Origin of the sequence: Acidithiobacillus sp. (genome assembly GCF_023229925.1) — a bacterium.
GTDB lineage: Bacteria > Pseudomonadota > Gammaproteobacteria > Acidithiobacillales > Acidithiobacillaceae > Acidithiobacillus.
Genome location: NZ_JALNYM010000001.1, coordinates 741,098 through 759,290 on the forward strand (window position 1 = coordinate 741,098; position 18,193 = coordinate 759,290).

At 58.9% G+C, this 18,193-nt stretch carries 15 protein-coding genes; 11 read left to right on the forward strand and 4 right to left on the reverse strand.

Annotated elements, in window-relative coordinates; all coding sequences use genetic code 11:
* Positions 1–19 precede the first annotated feature (19 nt).
* From M0P56_RS03795 to guaB, 3 genes are all read right to left on the reverse strand, one after another.
* The gene (locus tag M0P56_RS03795) at positions 20–1,639 is read right to left on the reverse strand and encodes an APC family permease (protein WP_291508717.1); all 1,620 of its coding nucleotides are present in this window, start codon (positions 1,637–1,639) and stop codon (positions 20–22) included.
* 364 nt (positions 1,640–2,003) lie between these two features.
* Positions 2,004–3,548 carry a glutamine-hydrolyzing GMP synthase gene (gene guaA, locus M0P56_RS03800; protein ID WP_291508718.1) on the reverse strand — a complete coding sequence of 515 codons (1,545 nt, stop codon included), beginning with the start codon at positions 3,546–3,548 and terminating at the stop codon, positions 2,004–2,006.
* A gap of 3 nt (positions 3,549–3,551) precedes the next feature.
* Complete coding sequence (gene guaB, locus M0P56_RS03805; protein WP_291508719.1) at positions 3,552–5,012, reverse strand: IMP dehydrogenase; 1,461 nt, start codon at positions 5,010–5,012, stop codon at positions 3,552–3,554.
* Between the two features lie 182 nt (positions 5,013–5,194).
* Here guaB and M0P56_RS03810 point away from each other — a divergent pair, with 182 nt between their 5' ends.
* The 11 genes from M0P56_RS03810 to M0P56_RS03860 all read left to right on the forward strand — a co-directional run bounded on the left by M0P56_RS03810 (position 5,195) and on the right by M0P56_RS03860 (position 17,434).
* A complete protein-coding gene (locus tag M0P56_RS03810; protein WP_291508720.1) occupies positions 5,195–6,157 on the forward strand; it encodes a glycosyltransferase family 2 protein in 963 nt (320 codons plus the stop codon).
* Between the two features lie 111 nt (positions 6,158–6,268).
* Positions 6,269–7,756 carry a polynucleotide adenylyltransferase PcnB gene (gene pcnB, locus M0P56_RS03815; protein WP_291508721.1) on the forward strand — a complete coding sequence of 496 codons (1,488 nt, stop codon included), beginning with the start codon at positions 6,269–6,271 and terminating at the stop codon, positions 7,754–7,756.
* A 52-nt stretch (positions 7,757–7,808) separates the two neighbouring features.
* Positions 7,809–9,125 carry a CCA tRNA nucleotidyltransferase gene (locus M0P56_RS03820; protein ID WP_291508722.1) on the forward strand — a complete coding sequence of 439 codons (1,317 nt, stop codon included), beginning with the start codon at positions 7,809–7,811 and terminating at the stop codon, positions 9,123–9,125.
* Entirely contained in the window at positions 9,083–9,652 is a 570-nt protein-coding gene (gene folK / locus M0P56_RS03825) for a 2-amino-4-hydroxy-6-hydroxymethyldihydropteridine diphosphokinase (RefSeq protein WP_291508723.1), read from the forward strand. The genes M0P56_RS03820 and folK overlap by 43 nt, the downstream gene beginning before the upstream one ends.
* A complete protein-coding gene (locus tag M0P56_RS03830; RefSeq protein WP_291508724.1) occupies positions 9,649–10,260 on the forward strand; it encodes a deoxynucleoside kinase in 612 nt (203 codons plus the stop codon). The genes folK and M0P56_RS03830 overlap by 4 nt, the downstream gene beginning before the upstream one ends.
* Entirely contained in the window at positions 10,253–11,038 is a 786-nt protein-coding gene (gene panB / locus M0P56_RS03835; RefSeq protein ID WP_291508725.1) for a 3-methyl-2-oxobutanoate hydroxymethyltransferase, read from the forward strand. The genes M0P56_RS03830 and panB overlap by 8 nt, the downstream gene beginning before the upstream one ends.
* Position 11,039: 1 nt before the next feature.
* Positions 11,040–11,879 (forward strand): pantoate--beta-alanine ligase, encoded by an 840-nt coding sequence (gene panC / locus M0P56_RS03840; RefSeq protein ID WP_291508726.1) that lies wholly within the window; start codon positions 11,040–11,042, stop codon positions 11,877–11,879.
* Positions 11,876–15,709 (forward strand): DUF3683 domain-containing protein, encoded by a 3,834-nt coding sequence (locus M0P56_RS03845; RefSeq protein WP_291508727.1) that lies wholly within the window; start codon positions 11,876–11,878, stop codon positions 15,707–15,709. Before panC ends, M0P56_RS03845 begins: the two co-directional genes overlap by 4 nt.
* Positions 15,709–16,392, forward strand: a complete 684-nt coding sequence (locus tag M0P56_RS03850) for a YoaK family protein (RefSeq protein ID WP_291508728.1) — start codon at positions 15,709–15,711, stop codon at positions 16,390–16,392. Before M0P56_RS03845 ends, M0P56_RS03850 begins: the two co-directional genes overlap by 1 nt.
* 20 nt (positions 16,393–16,412) lie before the next feature.
* On the forward strand, positions 16,413–16,805 hold the full coding sequence (locus tag M0P56_RS03855) for a Smr/MutS family protein (RefSeq protein ID WP_291508729.1): 393 nt from the start codon (positions 16,413–16,415) through the stop codon (positions 16,803–16,805).
* Between the two features lie 2 nt (positions 16,806–16,807).
* Positions 16,808–17,434 carry a class II aldolase/adducin family protein gene (locus tag M0P56_RS03860; protein ID WP_291508730.1) on the forward strand — a complete coding sequence of 209 codons (627 nt, stop codon included), beginning with the start codon at positions 16,808–16,810 and terminating at the stop codon, positions 17,432–17,434.
* Here M0P56_RS03860 and M0P56_RS03865 read toward each other — a convergent pair.
* On the reverse strand, positions 17,407–18,069 hold the full coding sequence (locus tag M0P56_RS03865) for a DUF3820 family protein (RefSeq protein ID WP_291508731.1): 663 nt from the start codon (positions 18,067–18,069) through the stop codon (positions 17,407–17,409). The two genes, M0P56_RS03860 and M0P56_RS03865, sit on opposite strands and share 28 nt — an antisense overlap.
* Positions 18,070–18,193: the final 124 nt, after the last annotated feature.

Sequence of the window (18,193 nt, forward strand, 5' to 3'; positions counted from 1 at the left end):
TTACATGCTTACATGCTGCTCACGGCGCATCCGCTTCCCGCTTTCTGAAATGCTGCATGTAAGCTCTCATGGTACTGTCCGCCACCGCCTGATGAATGGCCACATAAAATATCAGCAGGCTCAAAACGGCCACTGCCGCCATGCCGGAAAAAAATCCAAGCACCCCCGTTCCGCCCAGAACCGCCGGGCTCAGCCAACTGATTCCCCACAAACCCAGAAAATAGGGAATAATCCACCACATATACTGCCACCCCATTGCGGACCATCTGCCTTTCCGCCAGATGCCGGTGAGGGCATAAAAGATTAGCAGGACGAACAAAGTGCCGAAAATGAAATTCAGGGTATTCAGACCCGACCAGAACACGATCCAGCTTGCCACGACGAAGGTGAGCGGTGCGATCACTGGTGCTGCCCACAGGCGAAAAGGGCGCTCCAGATCAGGCATTGCGCGACGCAACTGAATCAGGGCAACGGGACCGATGACATAGGACAGTACCGTCATAGAAGCGATGTAACCCACCATTTTCTGCCAGGAGGGAAACGGAAAAAAGAATACCGCACCGACAGCGTACAGCAAAATCAGGCTGGCCCAGGGCACCCCATGCCGATTGATGCGTGCCACCCACTTGGGCGCTGCTCCGGTATCGGCGGTCGCCAGGGTAACCCGGGCTGCAGTGGTGGTATAAATCAATGCGGCTCCGCCCGGTGACACAAACGCATCGACATACAGGAGCACAGCCAGCCAGCCGGCCCCCACCGCAGCGGCAAGGGCGGCAAAAGGACCGTTGATTCCGGAAAAATGGAGGTGTTGCCAGCCTCCCGCCGCCAAATCGGCAGGACGTATCGCACCGATAAAAGCTACCTGTAAAGCGATATAAATTCCCGATGCAATCACGACGGAGCCGATAACGGCAATCGGTACATCCCGTTTCGGGTTTTTACTTTCTCCAGCCAGGTCGATGGCATGACGAAAACCCAGCAGGCTGAAAATCACACCGTCGGTGGCCACAGCAACGAACATTCCGTGAAAATCGGCCGTGGCATTCTGTGCCCGCACCACAAAGTTACCGGGGTGCCACGTCGTGGCGAGCAACACGCCAATCGTCAGCACGGGAATCGAAATTTTCCACCAGGTAGCGCCATTGTTGATTTTCAACACCCAGCGCACCACCAGAAAATTAATGGCAATAAATAAGGCCAGCAACGCCAGCGCGACAGTAAAACCTTTGACGCTGAGCAGGTCGGAATGTTGCTGCAGCAATCCCGGCAAGTAATTATTGGCGTAGGTCAGTATGGCCGTAACTTCGATGGGCGCGATGGTGGCGTAAGAGAGAAAGAGAATCCAACTCCACATATGACCAATGATCGGGCCGTTTCCCACATGGGCCAGATGAACCACTGCACCCGCTCGGGGAATCAGCGGACCAAGCTCCGCAAAAACCAATGCCAGCAAAAGGATAGCAGCGGCGCCGATCATCCATGAACCGATTGCGTAGGGGCCTGCCCGCTGCGCGGTATATAGTGGTCCGAACAACCACCCAGAGCCAATTGAAGCACCCACACAGGCAAGTATAAGGCCTTGCAGAGAACCGTCGCGCCGCAGCCTGCTTTTTTTATTCCGAAGCTTTCTGGATGCCATGATTTCTCCAAAAATGTGGTGAATATCACGGTGCAGAATGACCAAGGAATTGCGCGTTACCGCCACACCGAATATTTTTAATATTTATTACCGATAAAATATTAATATTTTTATTATCACATTTCGCAACAAAAATGTCAACACTATTTATTTAACGTACAAAATAATTAGCGTATTTCACATAAAAAATAATGCGAGTGACCCGTAAAATGGCGTGACGTGAAGCAGCATATACTGCGGGAAAGCGCTACGGAATACGCACATAGTCGAAAGGCGGGAACGAAGTATTTTTTATAAAAGATAACGGCAACTCAGGTGCAAAGAAACGCCCAATTGCCGCCATATATACATACTTACCGCCTGGTCATTCCCACTCGATAGTAGCCGGCGGCTTGGATGAAATATCGTAAACCACGCGATTGATCCCGGCGACCTCGTTGATGATCCGGGTGGAGATGCGCCCCAGCACTTCATAGGGTAGGTGCGCCCAGTCTGCGGTCATGCCATCCGCCGACTCCACCGCGCGCAGGGCGATGGTTTCATCATAGGTCCGCGCATCGCCCATCACGCCGACACTGCGCACCGGCAGCAATACCGCAAAAGCCTGCCAGAGACGATCATACAACCCGGCGTCACGGATCTCTTCCATGACGATACGGTCGGCACGGCGCAGGACTTCCAGGCGATGTTCATCAATCGCCCCCAGACAACGGATAGCCAGACCAGGCCCCGGGAAGGGCTGACGACGGATCACTTCTTCGGGCATGCCCAGCTCACGGCCGAGTTCCCGCACTTCGTCCTTGAACAGTTCACGCAAGGGTTCGACCAGTTGCAGGTGCATGCGCTCCGGCAAGCCACCCACGTTATGGTGAGACTTGATCGTCGCGCTGGGACCCTTAAACGAAATAGACTCGATCACGTCGGGATAAAGGGTACCCTGGGCCAGAAAGTCGGCGCCTTCCAGATGCTTCGACTCTTCCTCAAAAATCTCGATGAACAGATTACCGATGGCCTTGCGCTTCTTTTCGGGATCAGTGACCTCCGCCAGCACATCCAGAAAACGCTGCCGGGCGTCCACCACCTGCAGGGGAATCTGAAAGTAATTGCGAAAGACCGTCGCTACCTTCTCCGCCTCTCCAAAGCGCAACAGCCCGTTATCCACAAAAATGCAGGTGAGCTGGTCGCCGATGGCACGATGAATGAGCACCGCCGCTACGGCCGAATCCACCCCGCCGGAAAGCGCGGCAATGACCCGGCCCTTACCCACCTGGGCACGAATCGTCGCCACCGCCGTGTCCACATAAGAGTGCATGGTCCAATCACCCGTGCAGCCGCATACGCCACGCACGAAGGCCGTGAGCATCTCCGCACCACGGGGGGTATGGGCGACCTCCAAATGAAACTGCACGCCATAGAAGTTGCGCGCAGGGTCGCCAATAGCCGCCAGCGGCGAATTGGCACTGCTGGCCAGGACCCGGAAACCATCGGGCACGGACTCGATCCGGTCGCCGTGACTCATCCAGACTTCTTCGGCAGTGTCTGCCGCCCCGAAGGGTAAGAACGGGCCGACCGCTTCTGTTATCTGAATGTGCGCCCGGCCATATTCCCGATGCTCCGCCTTGCCAACTCGTCCGCCCAGTAAATGCGCCATCAACTGCAGGCCGTAACAAATACCGAGGATCGGCAGGCCCAGGGTAAACACGTCCAGATCAACCATGGGAGCGTCGACATCATGTACCGACGATGGTCCGCCGGACAGAATGATCCCCTGCGCTTGCCACGCACGAATGTCCGCGAGTGGCATATTATAAGGATGAATTTCACAGTAAACGTGCGCTTCGCGCACCCGCCGCGCAATAAGCTGGGTGAACTGCGAACCGAAATCGAGAATCAGGATACGTTCTTGCATGGTTCACTCCACCCGGTAATTGGGCGCTTCTTTGGTGATATTCACGTCATGGACATGGCTCTCACGCACGCCCGCCTGGGTAATCTTGATGAAGCGGGCGCGGCTGCGCAGAGCCGACAAATCTTCTGCCCCCAGGTAGCCCATGCTGGAGCGCAAGCCACCGAGGAGCTGGTGAATCACCTGCCCGGCCGGTCCCTTATAGGGCACCCGGCCTTCCACGCCTTCGGGCACCAGTTTGGGGGCCTCCGGACTAGCATCCTGAAAATAGCGGTCGGCAGATCCTTGCTGCATAGCTCCCAGCGAGCCCATGCCACGATAAGCCTTGTAGGAACGACCCTGATAAAGTTCGATTTCGCCCGGCGCTTCGTCGGTACCCGCGAGCAGGCCACCGACCATGACCGCATGCGCTCCCGCGGCCAACGCCTTGGCGAAGTCCCCGGAATAGCGGATGCCGCCGTCGGCAATAAGCGATACGCCGGTACCTGCCAGCGCGTCCGCCACATGACTGATGGCCGTGACCTGTGGCACACCTACCCCGGCAACAATACGCGTCGTACAGATAGAGCCCGGTCCGATACCCACCTTGACGGCATCAGCGCCTGCTTCCACCAGCGCCAGGGCCGCCTCTCCGGTAGCAATGTTGCCGCCGATTACATCCACATCCGGAAAATGATCCTTCACCCAGCGTACCCGGTCGAGCACCCCCTGACTGTGCCCATGGGCCGTATCGACGATAATGACATCAACTCCCGCCTCTGCCAGTGCCTGTACCCGCACGTCGGTGCCTTCGCCGACGCCCACCGCGGCACCCACCAGCAGGCGACCTTGGCCATCACGGCAGGCCAGCGGGTGTTCGGTAGCCTTGCGGATATCCTTGACCGTAATCAGCCCACGCAATTCAAAACACTCGTTGACCACCAGGATTTTTTCAATGCGATGCTGATGCAGCAATGCCTTGGTGGCATCCAGACTGGTCCCTTCCGGCACCGTGACCAGGCGTTCGCGCGGGGTCATGACACTGCTCACCGGGGCATCCATGCGCGTTTCAAAGCGCAGATCACGGTGGGTCACGATGCCCTCCAGACGCTCACCATCCACGACGGGCACGCCGGAAATTCCGTGTACGGCCATCACCTGCAACACTTCGCGAATACTCACATCGGCGCGAGTGGTAATGGGGTCCTTAATAACGCCAGACTCGAACTTTTTGACCCGCCGCACCAAAGCGGCCTGCTGGTCCGGGGACATATTCTTGTGAATGATGCCGATCCCACCCTCTTGCGCAAGTCCAATGGCCATGGCGGCCTCGGTTACTGTATCCATCGCCGCCGAAAGTAGTGGGATATTCAGCCGGATGCGGCGACTGAGCTGGGTCGCGATCTGCACATTACGGGGGAGCACCGCCGAATGGGCGGGAACGAGGAGCACATCGTCAAAGGTGAGGGCTTCGCCGATCAATTGCATATTGGTTCACCTAACAAGAAAGGGGCCGGGCAGTTGCGTCCCAACCCCATGGTTCAAGGCATCCCGCACTATACCCAAGTGAACACTTTTTTTCCAGCCTTGTTTGACGTGGCGGGCACACTCTTGTAGTTTTCTGCGATGGCTCTCCATCATCTCCACGCCCCGGCCCACATCGAAGCATCATGACCGTTTCCATCATCATCCCCTGCCACAACGAATCCGGGAATCTCGCGACACTCTACGCCCGGGTCTGTGCCGTCATGGACGAAGCGGGTGAGCCGTGGGAGATGATTTGCGTCAATGACGGCAGCGGCGATGACACACTGTTGCAGTTGATCGCCCTGCATCACCAGGATCGACGGGTCAGGGTTATTGATTTATCCAGAAATTTTGGCAAGGAAGCGGCGCTCACCGCCGGGCTGGATGCCGCGCGGGGAGAAGCCGCCATTCCGCTGGATGCTGACCTGCAAGACCCGCCCGAACTGATTCCCGAGCTTCTCGCCCAATGGCGGGAGGGGTTTGATGTGGTGAACGCCGTCCGACTCTCCCGCGAAGGAGAATCGTGGCTCAAACGCGCCTCTGCGCATGTCTTTTACCGGATCATCAATCGCATGAGCGATGTGGAGATACCGCCGGATACGGGGGATTTCCGGCTGCTGTCCCGTCCGGTTCTCGATGCCTTGCAGACCCTTCCTGAACGCAGGCGCTTCATGAAGGGTTTGTTTGCCTGGGTCGGTTTTCGCAGCACGAATGTTTACTACCATCGTGCGCCCCGCCATGCGGGGAAAACCACCTGGAACTATTGGCGGCTATGGAATCTCGCCGTAGAAGGCGTTACGTCTTTTAGCCAGGTACCATTGCAACTTGCCGCTTATCTGGGTTTTGTGGTTTCGCTGTTGGCCTTCCTTTATGCCGTCTGGCTGATCATCCGCACCCTGGTGTATGGAAACCCGGTAAAGGGTTATCCATCCATGATGGTTACCTTGCTATTCCTGGGTGGCGTGCAGCTCATGGCCCTGGGAGTGATCGGTGAATACCTCGGCCGGATCTATGAGGAAAGCAAGCAAAGGCCGATATACCTGGTCAGACAAGTCTGGGGAACGGTCAATGTACCTAACGCGATCCAATCAGAAGACAACCCATGAATATTGGGCGTTCGAAGTAACAGCACGTACTTCCCGGTAAGCACTGCTTTTCCGCAACTTTTCAGGTACACTGTCGCCCAGATTACTCGCCTACCGACCCAGAGATCGCCCTTGGTATCCATAAAATCCTTTATTACCAAGCAGTTGAACCTGCCCGACAGCGCCATCGAAACGACGTTGGCGCCATCAACCGGCATCTCCGGTGCGCTGGTGACACCGCGCAGTGAGCACAAGATATCCCGGCGCCAGATCAGTGACAGTGCCTTGCAAGTACTCAATGGCCTGCACCGCGCCGGCTTTCAGGCCTATCTGGTCGGCGGCAGTGTCCGCGATCTGCTACTGGGACGGGAGCCTAAGGATTTCGATGTCGCGACGGACGCGCGCCCGGAACAGGTCCGAAAGCTGTTTCGGCGCAACGCACGGCTGATCGGCCGACGTTTTATCCTGGTCCATGTGCAGTTTGGTAGCGAGATCATAGAAGTAGCCACCTTCCGTGGCAGTGCGAACGGCAAGGAAGACGCAGCCAGCGAGCACAGTGAAACAGGACGCATATTGGCGGATAACGTCTATGGCTCACTGGAAGAGGACGCACGGCGCAGGGATTTCACCGCCAATGCCCTTTATTACAATATTGCCGACCGCAGTATTTTAGATTTCTCCACGGGCATGGAAGATTTGCAGGCCGGTCGTCTGCGCGTCATTGGTGATCCCGAGCAGCGTTACCGGGAAGATCCGGTACGGATGCTGCGGGCCGTTCGCTTTGCTGCCAAGCTGGGATTCATTATGGATACAGCCGCACAAGTGCCCATAGCGGCCTGCCGCGAGCGCCTGCAGGAGGTGCCTTCGGCGCGGCTGTTTGAGGAAACGCTGAAACTTTTTCTGAATGGCAATGCGCAGACCAGTTTCGAACACCTACGTCAGCAGGGACTATTTTCCGCCCTGTTTCCCCAGGTGGATGTGCTCCTCGACAACGCAGAATACGGCGCGGCGCGTGCGTTGTTGCAAGGTGCGCTGGAAGGCACCGATACGCGGGTACGCGACGGCAAATCGGTGACGCCCGCGTTCCTTTTTGCTGCATTGCTCTGGCCGGCTCTGCAACTGCAAAGCCAGTTGCTTGAGCAACAGGGCAAACCTGCCACGGTCGCGTTGCAGCAGGCCGCCAGCGACGTGTTGCAGGAATGCGTGGGGCGGGTTTCTGTCCCCCGCCGCTTCGCCCTACCCATGCGCGAAATCTGGGATTTGCAAGCGCGCTTTCTGCGCCGTGGGGGACGTCGCCCTCATGCTCTGCTCGCCCATCCACGCTTTCGCGCGGCCTTCGATTTTTTGAGTTTGCGCTGCCAGAGTGGAGAAATACCTGCCGCTTTGGTGGAATGGTGGGAACAATTCCAGACCGCAGATCATGATGGTCGGCGCCTTCTCATCGAACAGGCCCGTCTCGAAGAAACCGGGCAGGAACCAGCGCTGGGGCCACTCCCCGCAACATCACGTCGTCGTCCCCGGCGACGGAGACGACGCAGTAATCGTTCGGATCAGGACGATGGAGCCCAGCCGGGCGGCGCAGACGACGGTCATGACGACGGACAGACCGCCAGCAGTTAATTCGGATCCCCTCATTTCCACGGGACACGACTCGCTGGACGCTCACAGCACCATGCCAAAGGCAGGCCACCTACCCGCCGCAGAGATTCACCGGATGCTGCAAGAGCGGTGGGGAGACGCGCTGCTACAACGCCTGCACGCCATCGGCAGGATCGCTGCAAAGCTTGGCACACCGGCTTATCTTGTGGGCGGCTCTGTCCGTGACCTCCTGCAAAATCACCCCACACCAGACGTAGACCTGGCCATTGAGGGTGATGTCCGCGCAGTCGCCGGGGCCTGTTCCGCGGAACTGCCTGGCGTGCAATGCACCTATCATCCGCAATTCGGCACCGCCATCCTCCAGTACCCAGACGGATTCCTACTGGATCTAGCGCGTTGCCGGATAGAACATTATCCAGCGCCCGCCGCGCTGCCGGAAGTGCAACCTGGAGACATTCAGGCGGACTTGATCCGCCGCGATTTCACCATCAACGCCATGGCCATCTCCCTGGATCCGGAACACTTTGGCGACTTTCTGGATCCCTATGGAGGCCGTGAAGACCTGCAACACAGCCTGCTGCGCGTGCTCCACCCCCTTTCTTTTCTGGATGACCCCACCCGCATTCTGCGCGGACTTCGTTTCGCCGCGCGTTTTCAACTCCAATTGGAAACCGACACCCGCGGACTACTGGAGGAGGCACTGGCCCAGGATATTTTCGCCCGACTCAGCGCCGCGCGTTTATGGCGTGAACTGAAGTATCTGCTCGAGCTCGCCGACCTCCCTGCGGCTTTGGAGAAACTGGGTGCCTGGCAGTTGTGGACACTACTGCGCCCGACACCGCTAGATCTGGAGGTTCTCCTTGCCCGGATACGGCGTGGTCAACAGGAAATCCAGTGGTTTCACGGCCACTTCTCTGGCGAGAAACTCTTCGGCGCCGCCGTCTTGTTGACCATACTTTGGCGGGATGTCCCTTGGGCGGAGGCGGAGAAACGCTTACACTATTGGCCACTGGCTGATGGGCGTCATATTCTGAACGATCTGCACCGACTGTCAGAAATGCCTGCGGCCTTGGCGAAGGCCAGTCGCCCCAGTGCAGTAGCGCGATTATGGGAATCGCTGTCTCTGCCAGGGGTGCTCGCGCTACGCGCAGAATACCCGGAAACCGATGCCACCGCCGAAAGTGGCCGCTACTACTTGCTGAAGCAGCGTGGTCTGACGTCACCGCTTAATGGCAAGGAACTGCAGGCCATGGGCTTGGCGGCCGGCCCACAGCTTGGTAAGGTACTGCATCGTCTGCACGATGCCCGCCTGGATGGCGCGATTAAAGACAAGGAAACCGCCCGACAATGGCTTATCAGACAAGGCATCCTGCCTGCCATCCAACCGTGATGGCCTGGATCAGTATTGGCAGCAACCTGGACCTGCCCGAGGCACAGGTGCGGCGGGCGCTGGGGGCCTTGGCCGCCGTACCGGAAAGCGCCCTCCTGTGGCAGTCCCATCTCTACCGGACAGCACCCGTGGGTGGTGTCCCCCAGCCTGCGTTCATCAATGCGGTCGCCCGCCTGCAAACGGCATTGCAACCCCGCGCCCTCCTCAGCCATCTGCAAATGCTGGAGGCAGCGGCGGGACGCCGTCGCGCCGAGGAAATTTACTGGGGTCCGCGGGTGCTGGACCTCGATCTGCTGAGTTACGGGACCACCCATTCCACCGACCCGGAACTCACCCTGCCCCATCCCCGTCTGCACGAGCGGGCTTTCGTGCTCGTCCCCCTTGCCGAGTTTGATCCGGAATTGGTCATTCCCGGCTGTGGGCGCATCGCCGACCACCTGCCCGCCGTGGCGGGGCAATCCATCACCCGTATTTCTGGCAACATCCAGGAAACGTCCGCGCGCAACACCCGTTCCGCCCAGGCATGACCAATCCCCGCATCATCAGTATCGAAGGTCCAATGGGCGCCGGCAAAACCAGTCTGGCGCGGCAACTGGCCCATGCCCTGGGTGGACAGATCATTCTCGAAGCGCCAGCCCAAAATCCCTTTCTTTTCCGCTTCTACCAGGAACCGGATGCAGCGCTGGCGGCAGAGTTGCAGTTTTTAATGCAACGCCGGGCACAGTGGCAGCATCTGGGAGACGGCCCCTGGATCATCAGCGACCACAGTGCCCGCAAGGACGAAATATTTACTCCCCTTACCCTGAATACAGAAGAACTTCGTCTTTTCCAGACCTTGCGGGAGGCTCTGGACTATCACCCTGCACCGTCAGACTTAATGATATTTCTGGATGCGCCACTACCGATCCTGCTGGAGCGCATCCAGACCCGTGGGGATGCCTATGAGCAGGCGCTGACAGCGGATTACCTGGAGCGGGTGCAGATGGCTTATCGTGTATGGAAAACGGGCTATTCCTTTCCCTGCCTGGATATCGACACGGCGCAAGTGGATTTTGTCCACGATCCGCGGCACACTGAGCAACTGATTGACGCCGTCAGATATCGGCTGAAAGATACTGAGGAGCGAGATGCATAAGAAAATTGCCCATTGGGTGCAAGACAAAAAAAACGGCATAAAACGCGCCGTGGTAACGGCCTATGACTATCCTTTTGCTCGTTTCGCGGCGGAGGCGGGGATGCATGGCATACTGGTGGGCGATTCTCTCGGCATGGTGGTCACCGGCGCTGACGACACCCTCAGCGTTACGCTGGAGCAGATGGCCTATCACACCCGGATGGTGGCGCGGGGCGCCGGTGACTGCCTGGTATTTGCTGATCTGCCCTTCGGGACCTACGAAAAGGGTCCGGAGCAGGCCTGGGATGCGGCGACCACCCTTCTGCGCGCCGGTGCCGATGTCATCAAACTGGAAGGCGGTGCGGAGATGGCGCCTACGGTGGCCTTCTGCGCGCAGCGGGGCGTCAATATCTGCGCCCATATCGGCCTGACTCCCCAGCGGGTGCGGCAGTGGGGCAGTTTTCAGCGGCAGGGTACCGACGCGGACAGTGCGCATCGCTTGCAGGCTGATGCCGGGACACTGGCGGAAGCGGGTGCCCGTTTCGTCGTTTTGGAAGCGGTCCCCGACGCGCTGGCGGCGAACATTTCCCGCGCTATCACCATACCCACGATCGGCATCGGTGCCGGACCGGATACGGACGCCCAGGTGCTGGTGGTGCACGACCTACTGGGGCTTGGTGCGGAAAGCCCACCCTTTGCACGGCGCTATATAGAAGGCGGCCAGATCATGCGGGATGCCCTCGCCGAATATGTGCAGGACGTGGGCAACGCTCAATTCCCGCCGCGTCACAAGCGCTGAAATGGCGATCTTCAAAGATATCGCCAGCGTGCGTCAGTGGCGCCAAAGTCTGCGTGGCCCTCTGGCCCTGGTGCCCACCATGGGCAACCTGCACGATGGGCATCTCGCGCTGGTGAAACTCGCCGCCACCCGCGCCGAACAGGTGTTGGTCAGCATCTACGTCAATCCCTTGCAATTCGGGCCCCGGGAAGACTTTGCAAACTACCCGCGCACCCTCGACCGGGACCTGCAGCGTCTGCACGACGCTGGTTGCCAGACTGTATTTGCCCCGGATGACGGACTGATGTATCCGCGGGGACGCCAGGATATCAGCATCGTTATGCCACCACGCAGCCTGAGCAAGGTACTGTGCGGCGCCAGTCGTCCTGGCCATTTTGCCGGGGTCTGTACCGTACTCAGCAAACTATTGCACATGGTCGCGCCAGAAATCCTCCTGCTCGGCGAAAAGGACTATCAGCAACTGCGCATCGTTCAGCAGATGGTGGCCGATCTGAATCTCAACGTGCAGGTCTTGCCGGGCCCCTTACAGAGAGAGGCAGACGGGCTCGCCTACAGCTCGCGCAACACCTATTTGAACCCGGCGGAACGGCAGGTTGCTCCGCTGCTCGCGCAAACGCTGTTCGATCTCGCCCGACGCAGCACCAGCGCAGCGAATATCGCAAGCCTCACGACAGAAGGCTGGGAAAGGCTGGAGCAGGCCGGTTTTTTGCCGGACTATCTGGAGTTGTGCGATGCCCAGACTTTGCAGGCACTTGACGTTCCGCAGCCTGATGCGCGCTGGTTCGCGGCTGCACGGCTGGGGCAGACCCGGCTCATCGACAATGTTATAGTTCCCTTATGAACACTCGCCTGCGCGAAATTCCTTACAACTATACCTCGTTTTCAGACGCCGAGATCGTGTGCCGCCTGATCGGGATGAATGCCTGGCGAATACTGGAAGACCTACGCGAACAGCGGGTCACCGGACGCTCGGCACGGATGCTCTTTGAAGTGTTGGGTGATCTCTGGGTGGTGCAGCGCAATCCTTACATCCAGGATGATTTGGCGCGGGATCGACATCGCCGCCAGGCCCTCTGGGACGCCCTGGCGCATCGTTTGAACGATATTACGGAGCGCGCTGAGGGCAATCCGTTGGTGATCCGTCTGCTGGAGAGCGCTCGCGTCGCGGTGCGCAGCTTTACGCAACAATTTGATGCAGATCTGGCCCTGCGCAAGAAAGCGGAGCGTCGCCTGCTCAAAATCACCGCAAGAGATAATATCGACTTCAGCGCCTATGCCCGCGTCGCGCATGTCACTGACGCCTCCGACTGGCGTGTGGAATTACCGTTTGTCGTCCTTTATCCCGCCGACGAGCCCGAAGTGCAGCGCATGGTCGCCGCCTGCCGCGAAATTGGGCTTTCCATCATCCCGCGCGGGGGGGGCACCGGCTATACCGGCGGTGCCATTCCGCTACGCCGCCACTGCGCGGTCATCAATACCGAAAAGCTGGAACGAATGTCGGTGATCGAAATGGTCACGCCGCCGGGCCTGAGCACCAGTGTCCCCAGTATCTTTGCGGGTGCGGGTGTGGTCACCAAGGTCGTGGCCGATGCGGCCGATGCGGCAGGCCTCGTCTTTGCCGTCGATCCCACATCCATGGACGCCTCCACTATCGGCGGCAATATTGCCATGAATGCGGGGGGCAAAAAGGCTGTGCTCTGGGGTACGGCCCTCGACAACCTGCTTTCCTGGCGCATGGTAACCCCTGATGGGAATTGGTTGGAAGTGGAACGCCTGGACCACAATCTCGGCAAGATTCACGATCAGCCGGTGGTCCGTTTTCGCCTGAATCGCTTTGCCGCCGACGGGCATACGACACTCGGGGAGTCGGAACTGCTCACCCTGCCCGGTGCCAGCTTCCGCAAGGCCGGGTTGGGAAAGGATGTTACCGATAAGTTTCTCGGCGGTTTGCCAGGCATCCAGAAAGAAGGCTGCGACGGTATTATCACCTCTGGACGCTTCCTGCTCCATCAGATGCCGGCCCATGTGCGCACGATTTGCCTGGAGTTTTATGGTGCCGATCTGGATGCCGCGGTACCAGCCATCGTCGAAGTAAAATCCTACGTGGAGGGGTTGGAGCATGTCCTGCTCACCGGTCTGGAGCACCTGGACGAGCGCTATCTCAAGGCCATCAAGTACAGTAACAAGGCCCCTCGTCACGAACGCCCGAAGATGCTGCTGCTCGCGGATATCGCCAGCGATGACCCCGATGCAGCGGGTGCAGCGGCAGCGGCGGTAGTACGTATTGCCAACGCCCGCGGCGGTGAAGGCTTTGTCGCCACTACCCCCGAGTCAAGACGCCGATTCTGGGCCGACCGCAGCCGCACCGCCGCCATTTCCGCCCATACCAACGCTTTCAAAATCAATGAAGATGTGGTCATTCCTCTGGAGAGGCTGGCGGAGTATAGCCGCGCGGTCGAGCGTATCAATATCGAGCAGTCCATCAGCAGCAAGCTGGCCAGCCTCAGCGCACTGGAGGAATATGTCTCCGGTGATCTCGCAGAAATCCGCAAAGCCAAGGATTATGAAGAAAGCAGTGAAGATCAGGCCATCGTCGACGCCAAAAAATCCGCCGCCAGGGCGTTGATTGGCGATACGCGTCAGCGTTGGCAATCTCTGCTGGAGAAGCTGGATACGCTGGCCATGGCGCATCCAGAACTGCTGGACGCGCATATGCTGTCCGCCGTGCATCCCGATGATACCCTGGCCCGCCTCCTGCTGCGCGGCGCCCTGCGCGTCAGTTACCGGGAGCGTGTCGGCAAGCCATTGGAGGCGCTGTTCGCTGGCGATGCATTTGCCGCCGTGCGGTCGCGTATCCGTGAGATCCATGCAGAAGTACGCCGTGCCCGCCTTTTTGTCGCCCTGCACATGCACGCCGGCGATGGCAACATCCACACCAACATCCCGGTGCTCTCCAGTGACTACGCCATGCTCCACGAGGCCGACCGGGTGGTGGACCGGATTATGGCCATCGCCCAGAAACTGGGCGGCGTCATCTCAGGCGAGCACGGCATCGGCATCACCAAGATGCGCTGGCTGGAACCGGAAAAAATTGCCGCTTTCGCGGCTTATAAGGCCAAAGTGGACCCGGACAGCCTCTTCAATCCGGGCAAGCTGCTGGCGGGCTCCGGCCTGGAAACTGCCTATACGCCCTCTTTACAACTGGTGGAACAGGAAGCGCTGTTGCTGGAGGCCAGCGAGCTGGGTGCCCTCAATCGTGAGATCAAGGACTGTCTGCGCTGCGGCAAATGCAAGCCGGTCTGCATGACCCATATCCCCCGCGCCAATCTGCTCTACTCACCGCGCGACAAGATCCTTGCCACCGGTCTGCTCATCGAGGCATTTCTCTACGAGGAGCAGACGCGTCGCGGCGTCTCGCAGCAACATTTTGCCGCCCTTAACGATGTGGCCGACCATTGCACTACCTGCCACAAATGTGAGACGCCCTGCCCGGTGAATATCGACTTCGGCAAGGTCTCCATTCACATGCGTAACATACTCCGGGCGCGGGGTGAAAAGTCCTTTAATCTCGGCACGCGCTTGGCCATGGGCTATCTCAATGCCACAGAGCCCGGCAAAGTCCACCTTTTGCGGCGGGGTGTGCTGCAAAGCGCCTACAATGCGCAGGCCCTCGCCCATAAAATCATCAAGCCGCTGCTGCCCAAGGGGCCACCACCGGCCACCACCGGCAAGACCCCGCTACGCGCCGAGGTCATCCACTTCCTGCGCAAACCGCTGCCTACGGACATGGGCGTGCAGACCATGCGTCAGCTTCTCGCCATTGTCGATGACAAGACCGTCCCCATCATCCGCGACAGCGCCAAAGTCACCGACGAGAGTGACGCGGTGTTCTATTTCCCCGGTTGCGGCAGTGAGCGGCTCTTCAGCCAGATTGGCCTGGCGACACTGGCCATGCTGCATCATGTTGGCGCGCAAACCGTATTGCCACCCGGCTACCTCTGCTGCGGCTATCCACAAACGGCGGGGGGTCAGGAAGACAAGGGGCAGGAAATCTCCGTGCGCAATCAGGTGCTCTTTCATCGCGTAGCGAACACGCTGAACTACCTGGATATCAAGACCGTGATCCTGTCCTGCGGCACCTGCATGGATCAACTGCTGCAATACCAGTTCCAGCAGATCTTTCCGGGCTGCCGTCTGCTGGATATCCACGAGTACCTGATGGAAAAGGGCGTCGCTCTGGAAGGCGTAGAGGGCGTGCAGTATCTCTATCACGACCCCTGCCACAGCCCCATGAAAACCCACAAGCCCCAGGCCGTGGCGTCACAACTGCTCGGGCAACAGGTACTGGACTCTGCCCGCTGCTGTGGAGAAGCAGGGACCCTGGCCAGTAGCCGTCCGGATATTGCCACCCAGCTCCGCTTTCGTAAGGAAGAGATACTCAAGGAAGGCATCCTGCAGCTCACCGGCAGCCCGCGTGCGGAGAATGGCAACGTCAAACTGCTCACCAGTTGTCCCGCCTGCCAGCAGGGTCTGGAGCGTTACCGCGAAGATACGGGTCTCGACACCGATTACATTGTCGTCGAACTGGCACGTAAAATCCTCGGCGCACGGTGGCAGCAGGGTTTTGTCGACGCCGCTCGCCGGGGAGGTATTGAGCGAGTCTTGCTCTGATGGCCACCAACCCACCACCCCAGCGACTGGGCAAACCGGACCGTTCCATGCACCTGCTTTCGGCCACTTCTGGCGCGGCAGACATCGTCGCGTTCCTCAAACTGAATATGGTGTTTACCTCGGCGATGACCGGCAACCTCGCGCTCTTTGGCATCGCTGTCGGCCAAGGCCACCTGCTCTCGGCCACCCATTCCCTCGCCGCTCTTCTCGGTTTCATCAGCGGCGTGGCCATCGCCGCGCTCTGGAAAGAACGCCCCTTCGAGCTGCGCTGGATACTAGGTCTGGAAGTCGTATTCCTCGTGCTTTATGCGCTCTGCTGGTTGCGGTGGGGTTTTCCGCCGGATGGTATCCCGCTCTATGCATTGATCCTTTTCTCCGCCACGAGCATGGGGATGCAGAGCGTGGCGGCACGACTAATCAATGTCGCCGGGGTCCCTTCTGTGGTTTTCACCAACACCCTGACCAGTATCGTGCTGGTTTTCATTCAAAGCATTCACAAACACCGCCCCCTGCCCTTTGCCCTGCGCCAACAGATGGCCGCCCTGCTCGCTTATCTCGGAGGCGCCGTGGTCTTCGCATTCCTGCTGATGATTAGGCCGGTGCTGGCTATGACCCTGCCGGCTATTTTAGTAGCTCTGGCCCTCTGGATGCACTGGCGCCCCACAGCCGATGCGGTAAGTTGAGGGGGTGCAAGCGCAGCCCTATGGAAAGCTCGGACACCGAAACGCAATCCCCTGGACGAGCACCCCTCGACGGCGTGCTCGACCTGCACGCCTTCCGTCCGCAGGAGGTACCCGACCTGCTGCACGAATATCTCCGGGCCTGCCGCGCTGCCCGACTCACGGAAATTCGTATCATCCATGGCAAAGGCAAAGGCGTGCTGCGCGAGACCGTTCATGCGCTACTCCGCCGCGAGCCCATGGTCCGCAATTTCCGTCTGGCCAATGACCGCAGCAGTTGGGGCGCGACCCTGGTCGATATTTATTTGCCAGACGTCCCCTTACCACCCCGCAGTTCACCGGCTCCAACAGCACAGGTACGGGAATCCGCACCTGGCTGGTATCGTCTGTTGCAACGTATTTTCGTCAAAGGATAAACATGGCTCAGGAAGGCGTCAGCAAATTTCACCTGGACTGGCAGGCCAGTCCCGTCATCGAGTGCCCAGACCGGGGCCTGCTCGGTCATTGGCGCGACGTACTACATGCCCACGGCCTGATCGGTGCGGATCCCGCCCGCTACGACGGCATCGGTTTTGGTAACGTGAGTTGTCGTTGCGACGGCGGTTTTTTGATCACCGCCACCCAGACCGGCCACTTGGCCACTTTATCACCTGACCATTTCTGTCAGGTGACCCGCTGGGATATCGTCCACAACCAGATCTGGGCCAAGGGACCACAGCCGCCCTCCTCTGAAGCCCTCAGTCATGCGGCCTGCTATGACGCCCATCCGGAAATTCGCTGGGTCTTCCACATTCACGATCCGCTGCTCTGGCATCAGACCGCGGCCTCGGGGTTACCGGCCACACCGCTCGATGCGGAATATGGCACTCCCGCCATGGCCCTGGCCGTATTTCATCTTGCCAGACAGGAGCGGTTCCCCCTGCTCATCCGGATGGCCGGTCACGAAGACGGACTCATCGCTGCGGGCCACAACGCCGCAGAAACCGGCGCTTTGCTATTAAACGCCGTTGCCGAAGCTCAGGCCTCTAGCGCCTTGCGCAGATAAAAGTCCATATCGGTGAGATTATTCAGCGCCCAGCGTCGGTAATCATCGGGCAGATCGACAATCTTCACGCCCTTGTGTTTGCCGAAAGGCATCGTTTCGGGAATCCGTGCGCGCTCGCTGAACTCCCATAAATCTTCCCAGGAATTGGGCCGCACCGAGAGAATAACCTTATTCAGAAGAATCCGGCAAAATTTCACGTCAGCCAGTGCCGAGTGGGCATTTTTTAGGTTATCCCGGGTCTTGTGCTTATCCTTGCTGAAGTGATACATCAATGCCGACTGGGAATGGCTATCCACCTCGGGCCAGAGCTTGCGGGTCATGGCATAAGTGCAGATGCGTTTGACATCGGGCTTGCCGATGACACCCCAGTCATAATCTATGCTGTGACCGACGAGATACCCTGTGTCTTCGGGTAACTGAAAGCTGCTGGCGGGCGGACTTTCCAGCAGATCTTCCTCAAGAATATGGTGTACCGCCATCGCTCCCATCTCAATGGGTTTGGCTGGCCGGTAACGCTGCACGAACTGTTCCTCTACTTCCAGCGTCTTCAGATCGCTCACCGCTAGCCAGGCCGCCTCAATCAGATCAGGCTCCACACGGCCCGTCGTTTCGGTATCAAAAATCAATGCGCGCATGCAAAACCTCATCCCGGATCTGGCGAAAAGATGCAGGGTAAATGCCTGCTTCGCAATGGGCAAGCGCCCATGTCCGATGGAACTTTACAGAATACACGACATCTCATTGTTTGTCCGACGACTT

Excerpts from the sequence above, each read along its gene's own strand:
- M0P56_RS03795 (WP_291508717.1), bottom strand. The coding sequence starts at position 1,639 with ATGGCATCCAGAAAGCTTCGGAATAAAAAAAGCAGGCTGCGGCGCGAC.
- guaA (WP_291508718.1), bottom strand. The coding sequence starts at position 3,548 with ATGCAAGAACGTATCCTGATTCTCGATTTCGGTTCGCAGTTCACCCAG.
- guaB (WP_291508719.1), bottom strand. The coding sequence starts at position 5,012 with ATGCAATTGATCGGCGAAGCCCTCACCTTTGACGATGTGCTCCTCGTT.
- M0P56_RS03810 (WP_291508720.1), top strand. The coding sequence starts at position 5,195 with ATGACCGTTTCCATCATCATCCCCTGCCACAACGAATCCGGGAATCTC.
- M0P56_RS03820 (WP_291508722.1), top strand. The coding sequence starts at position 7,809 with ATGCCAAAGGCAGGCCACCTACCCGCCGCAGAGATTCACCGGATGCTG.
- folK (WP_291508723.1), top strand. The coding sequence starts at position 9,083 with ATGGCTTATCAGACAAGGCATCCTGCCTGCCATCCAACCGTGATGGCC.
- M0P56_RS03830 (WP_291508724.1), top strand. The coding sequence starts at position 9,649 with ATGACCAATCCCCGCATCATCAGTATCGAAGGTCCAATGGGCGCCGGC.
- panB (WP_291508725.1), top strand. The coding sequence starts at position 10,253 with ATGCATAAGAAAATTGCCCATTGGGTGCAAGACAAAAAAAACGGCATA.
- panC (WP_291508726.1), top strand. The coding sequence starts at position 11,040 with ATGGCGATCTTCAAAGATATCGCCAGCGTGCGTCAGTGGCGCCAAAGT.
- M0P56_RS03845 (WP_291508727.1), top strand. The coding sequence starts at position 11,876 with ATGAACACTCGCCTGCGCGAAATTCCTTACAACTATACCTCGTTTTCA.
- M0P56_RS03850 (WP_291508728.1), top strand. The coding sequence starts at position 15,709 with ATGGCCACCAACCCACCACCCCAGCGACTGGGCAAACCGGACCGTTCC.
- M0P56_RS03855 (WP_291508729.1), top strand. The coding sequence starts at position 16,413 with ATGGAAAGCTCGGACACCGAAACGCAATCCCCTGGACGAGCACCCCTC.
- M0P56_RS03860 (WP_291508730.1), top strand. The coding sequence starts at position 16,808 with ATGGCTCAGGAAGGCGTCAGCAAATTTCACCTGGACTGGCAGGCCAGT.
- M0P56_RS03865 (WP_291508731.1), bottom strand. The coding sequence starts at position 18,069 with ATGCGCGCATTGATTTTTGATACCGAAACGACGGGCCGTGTGGAGCCT.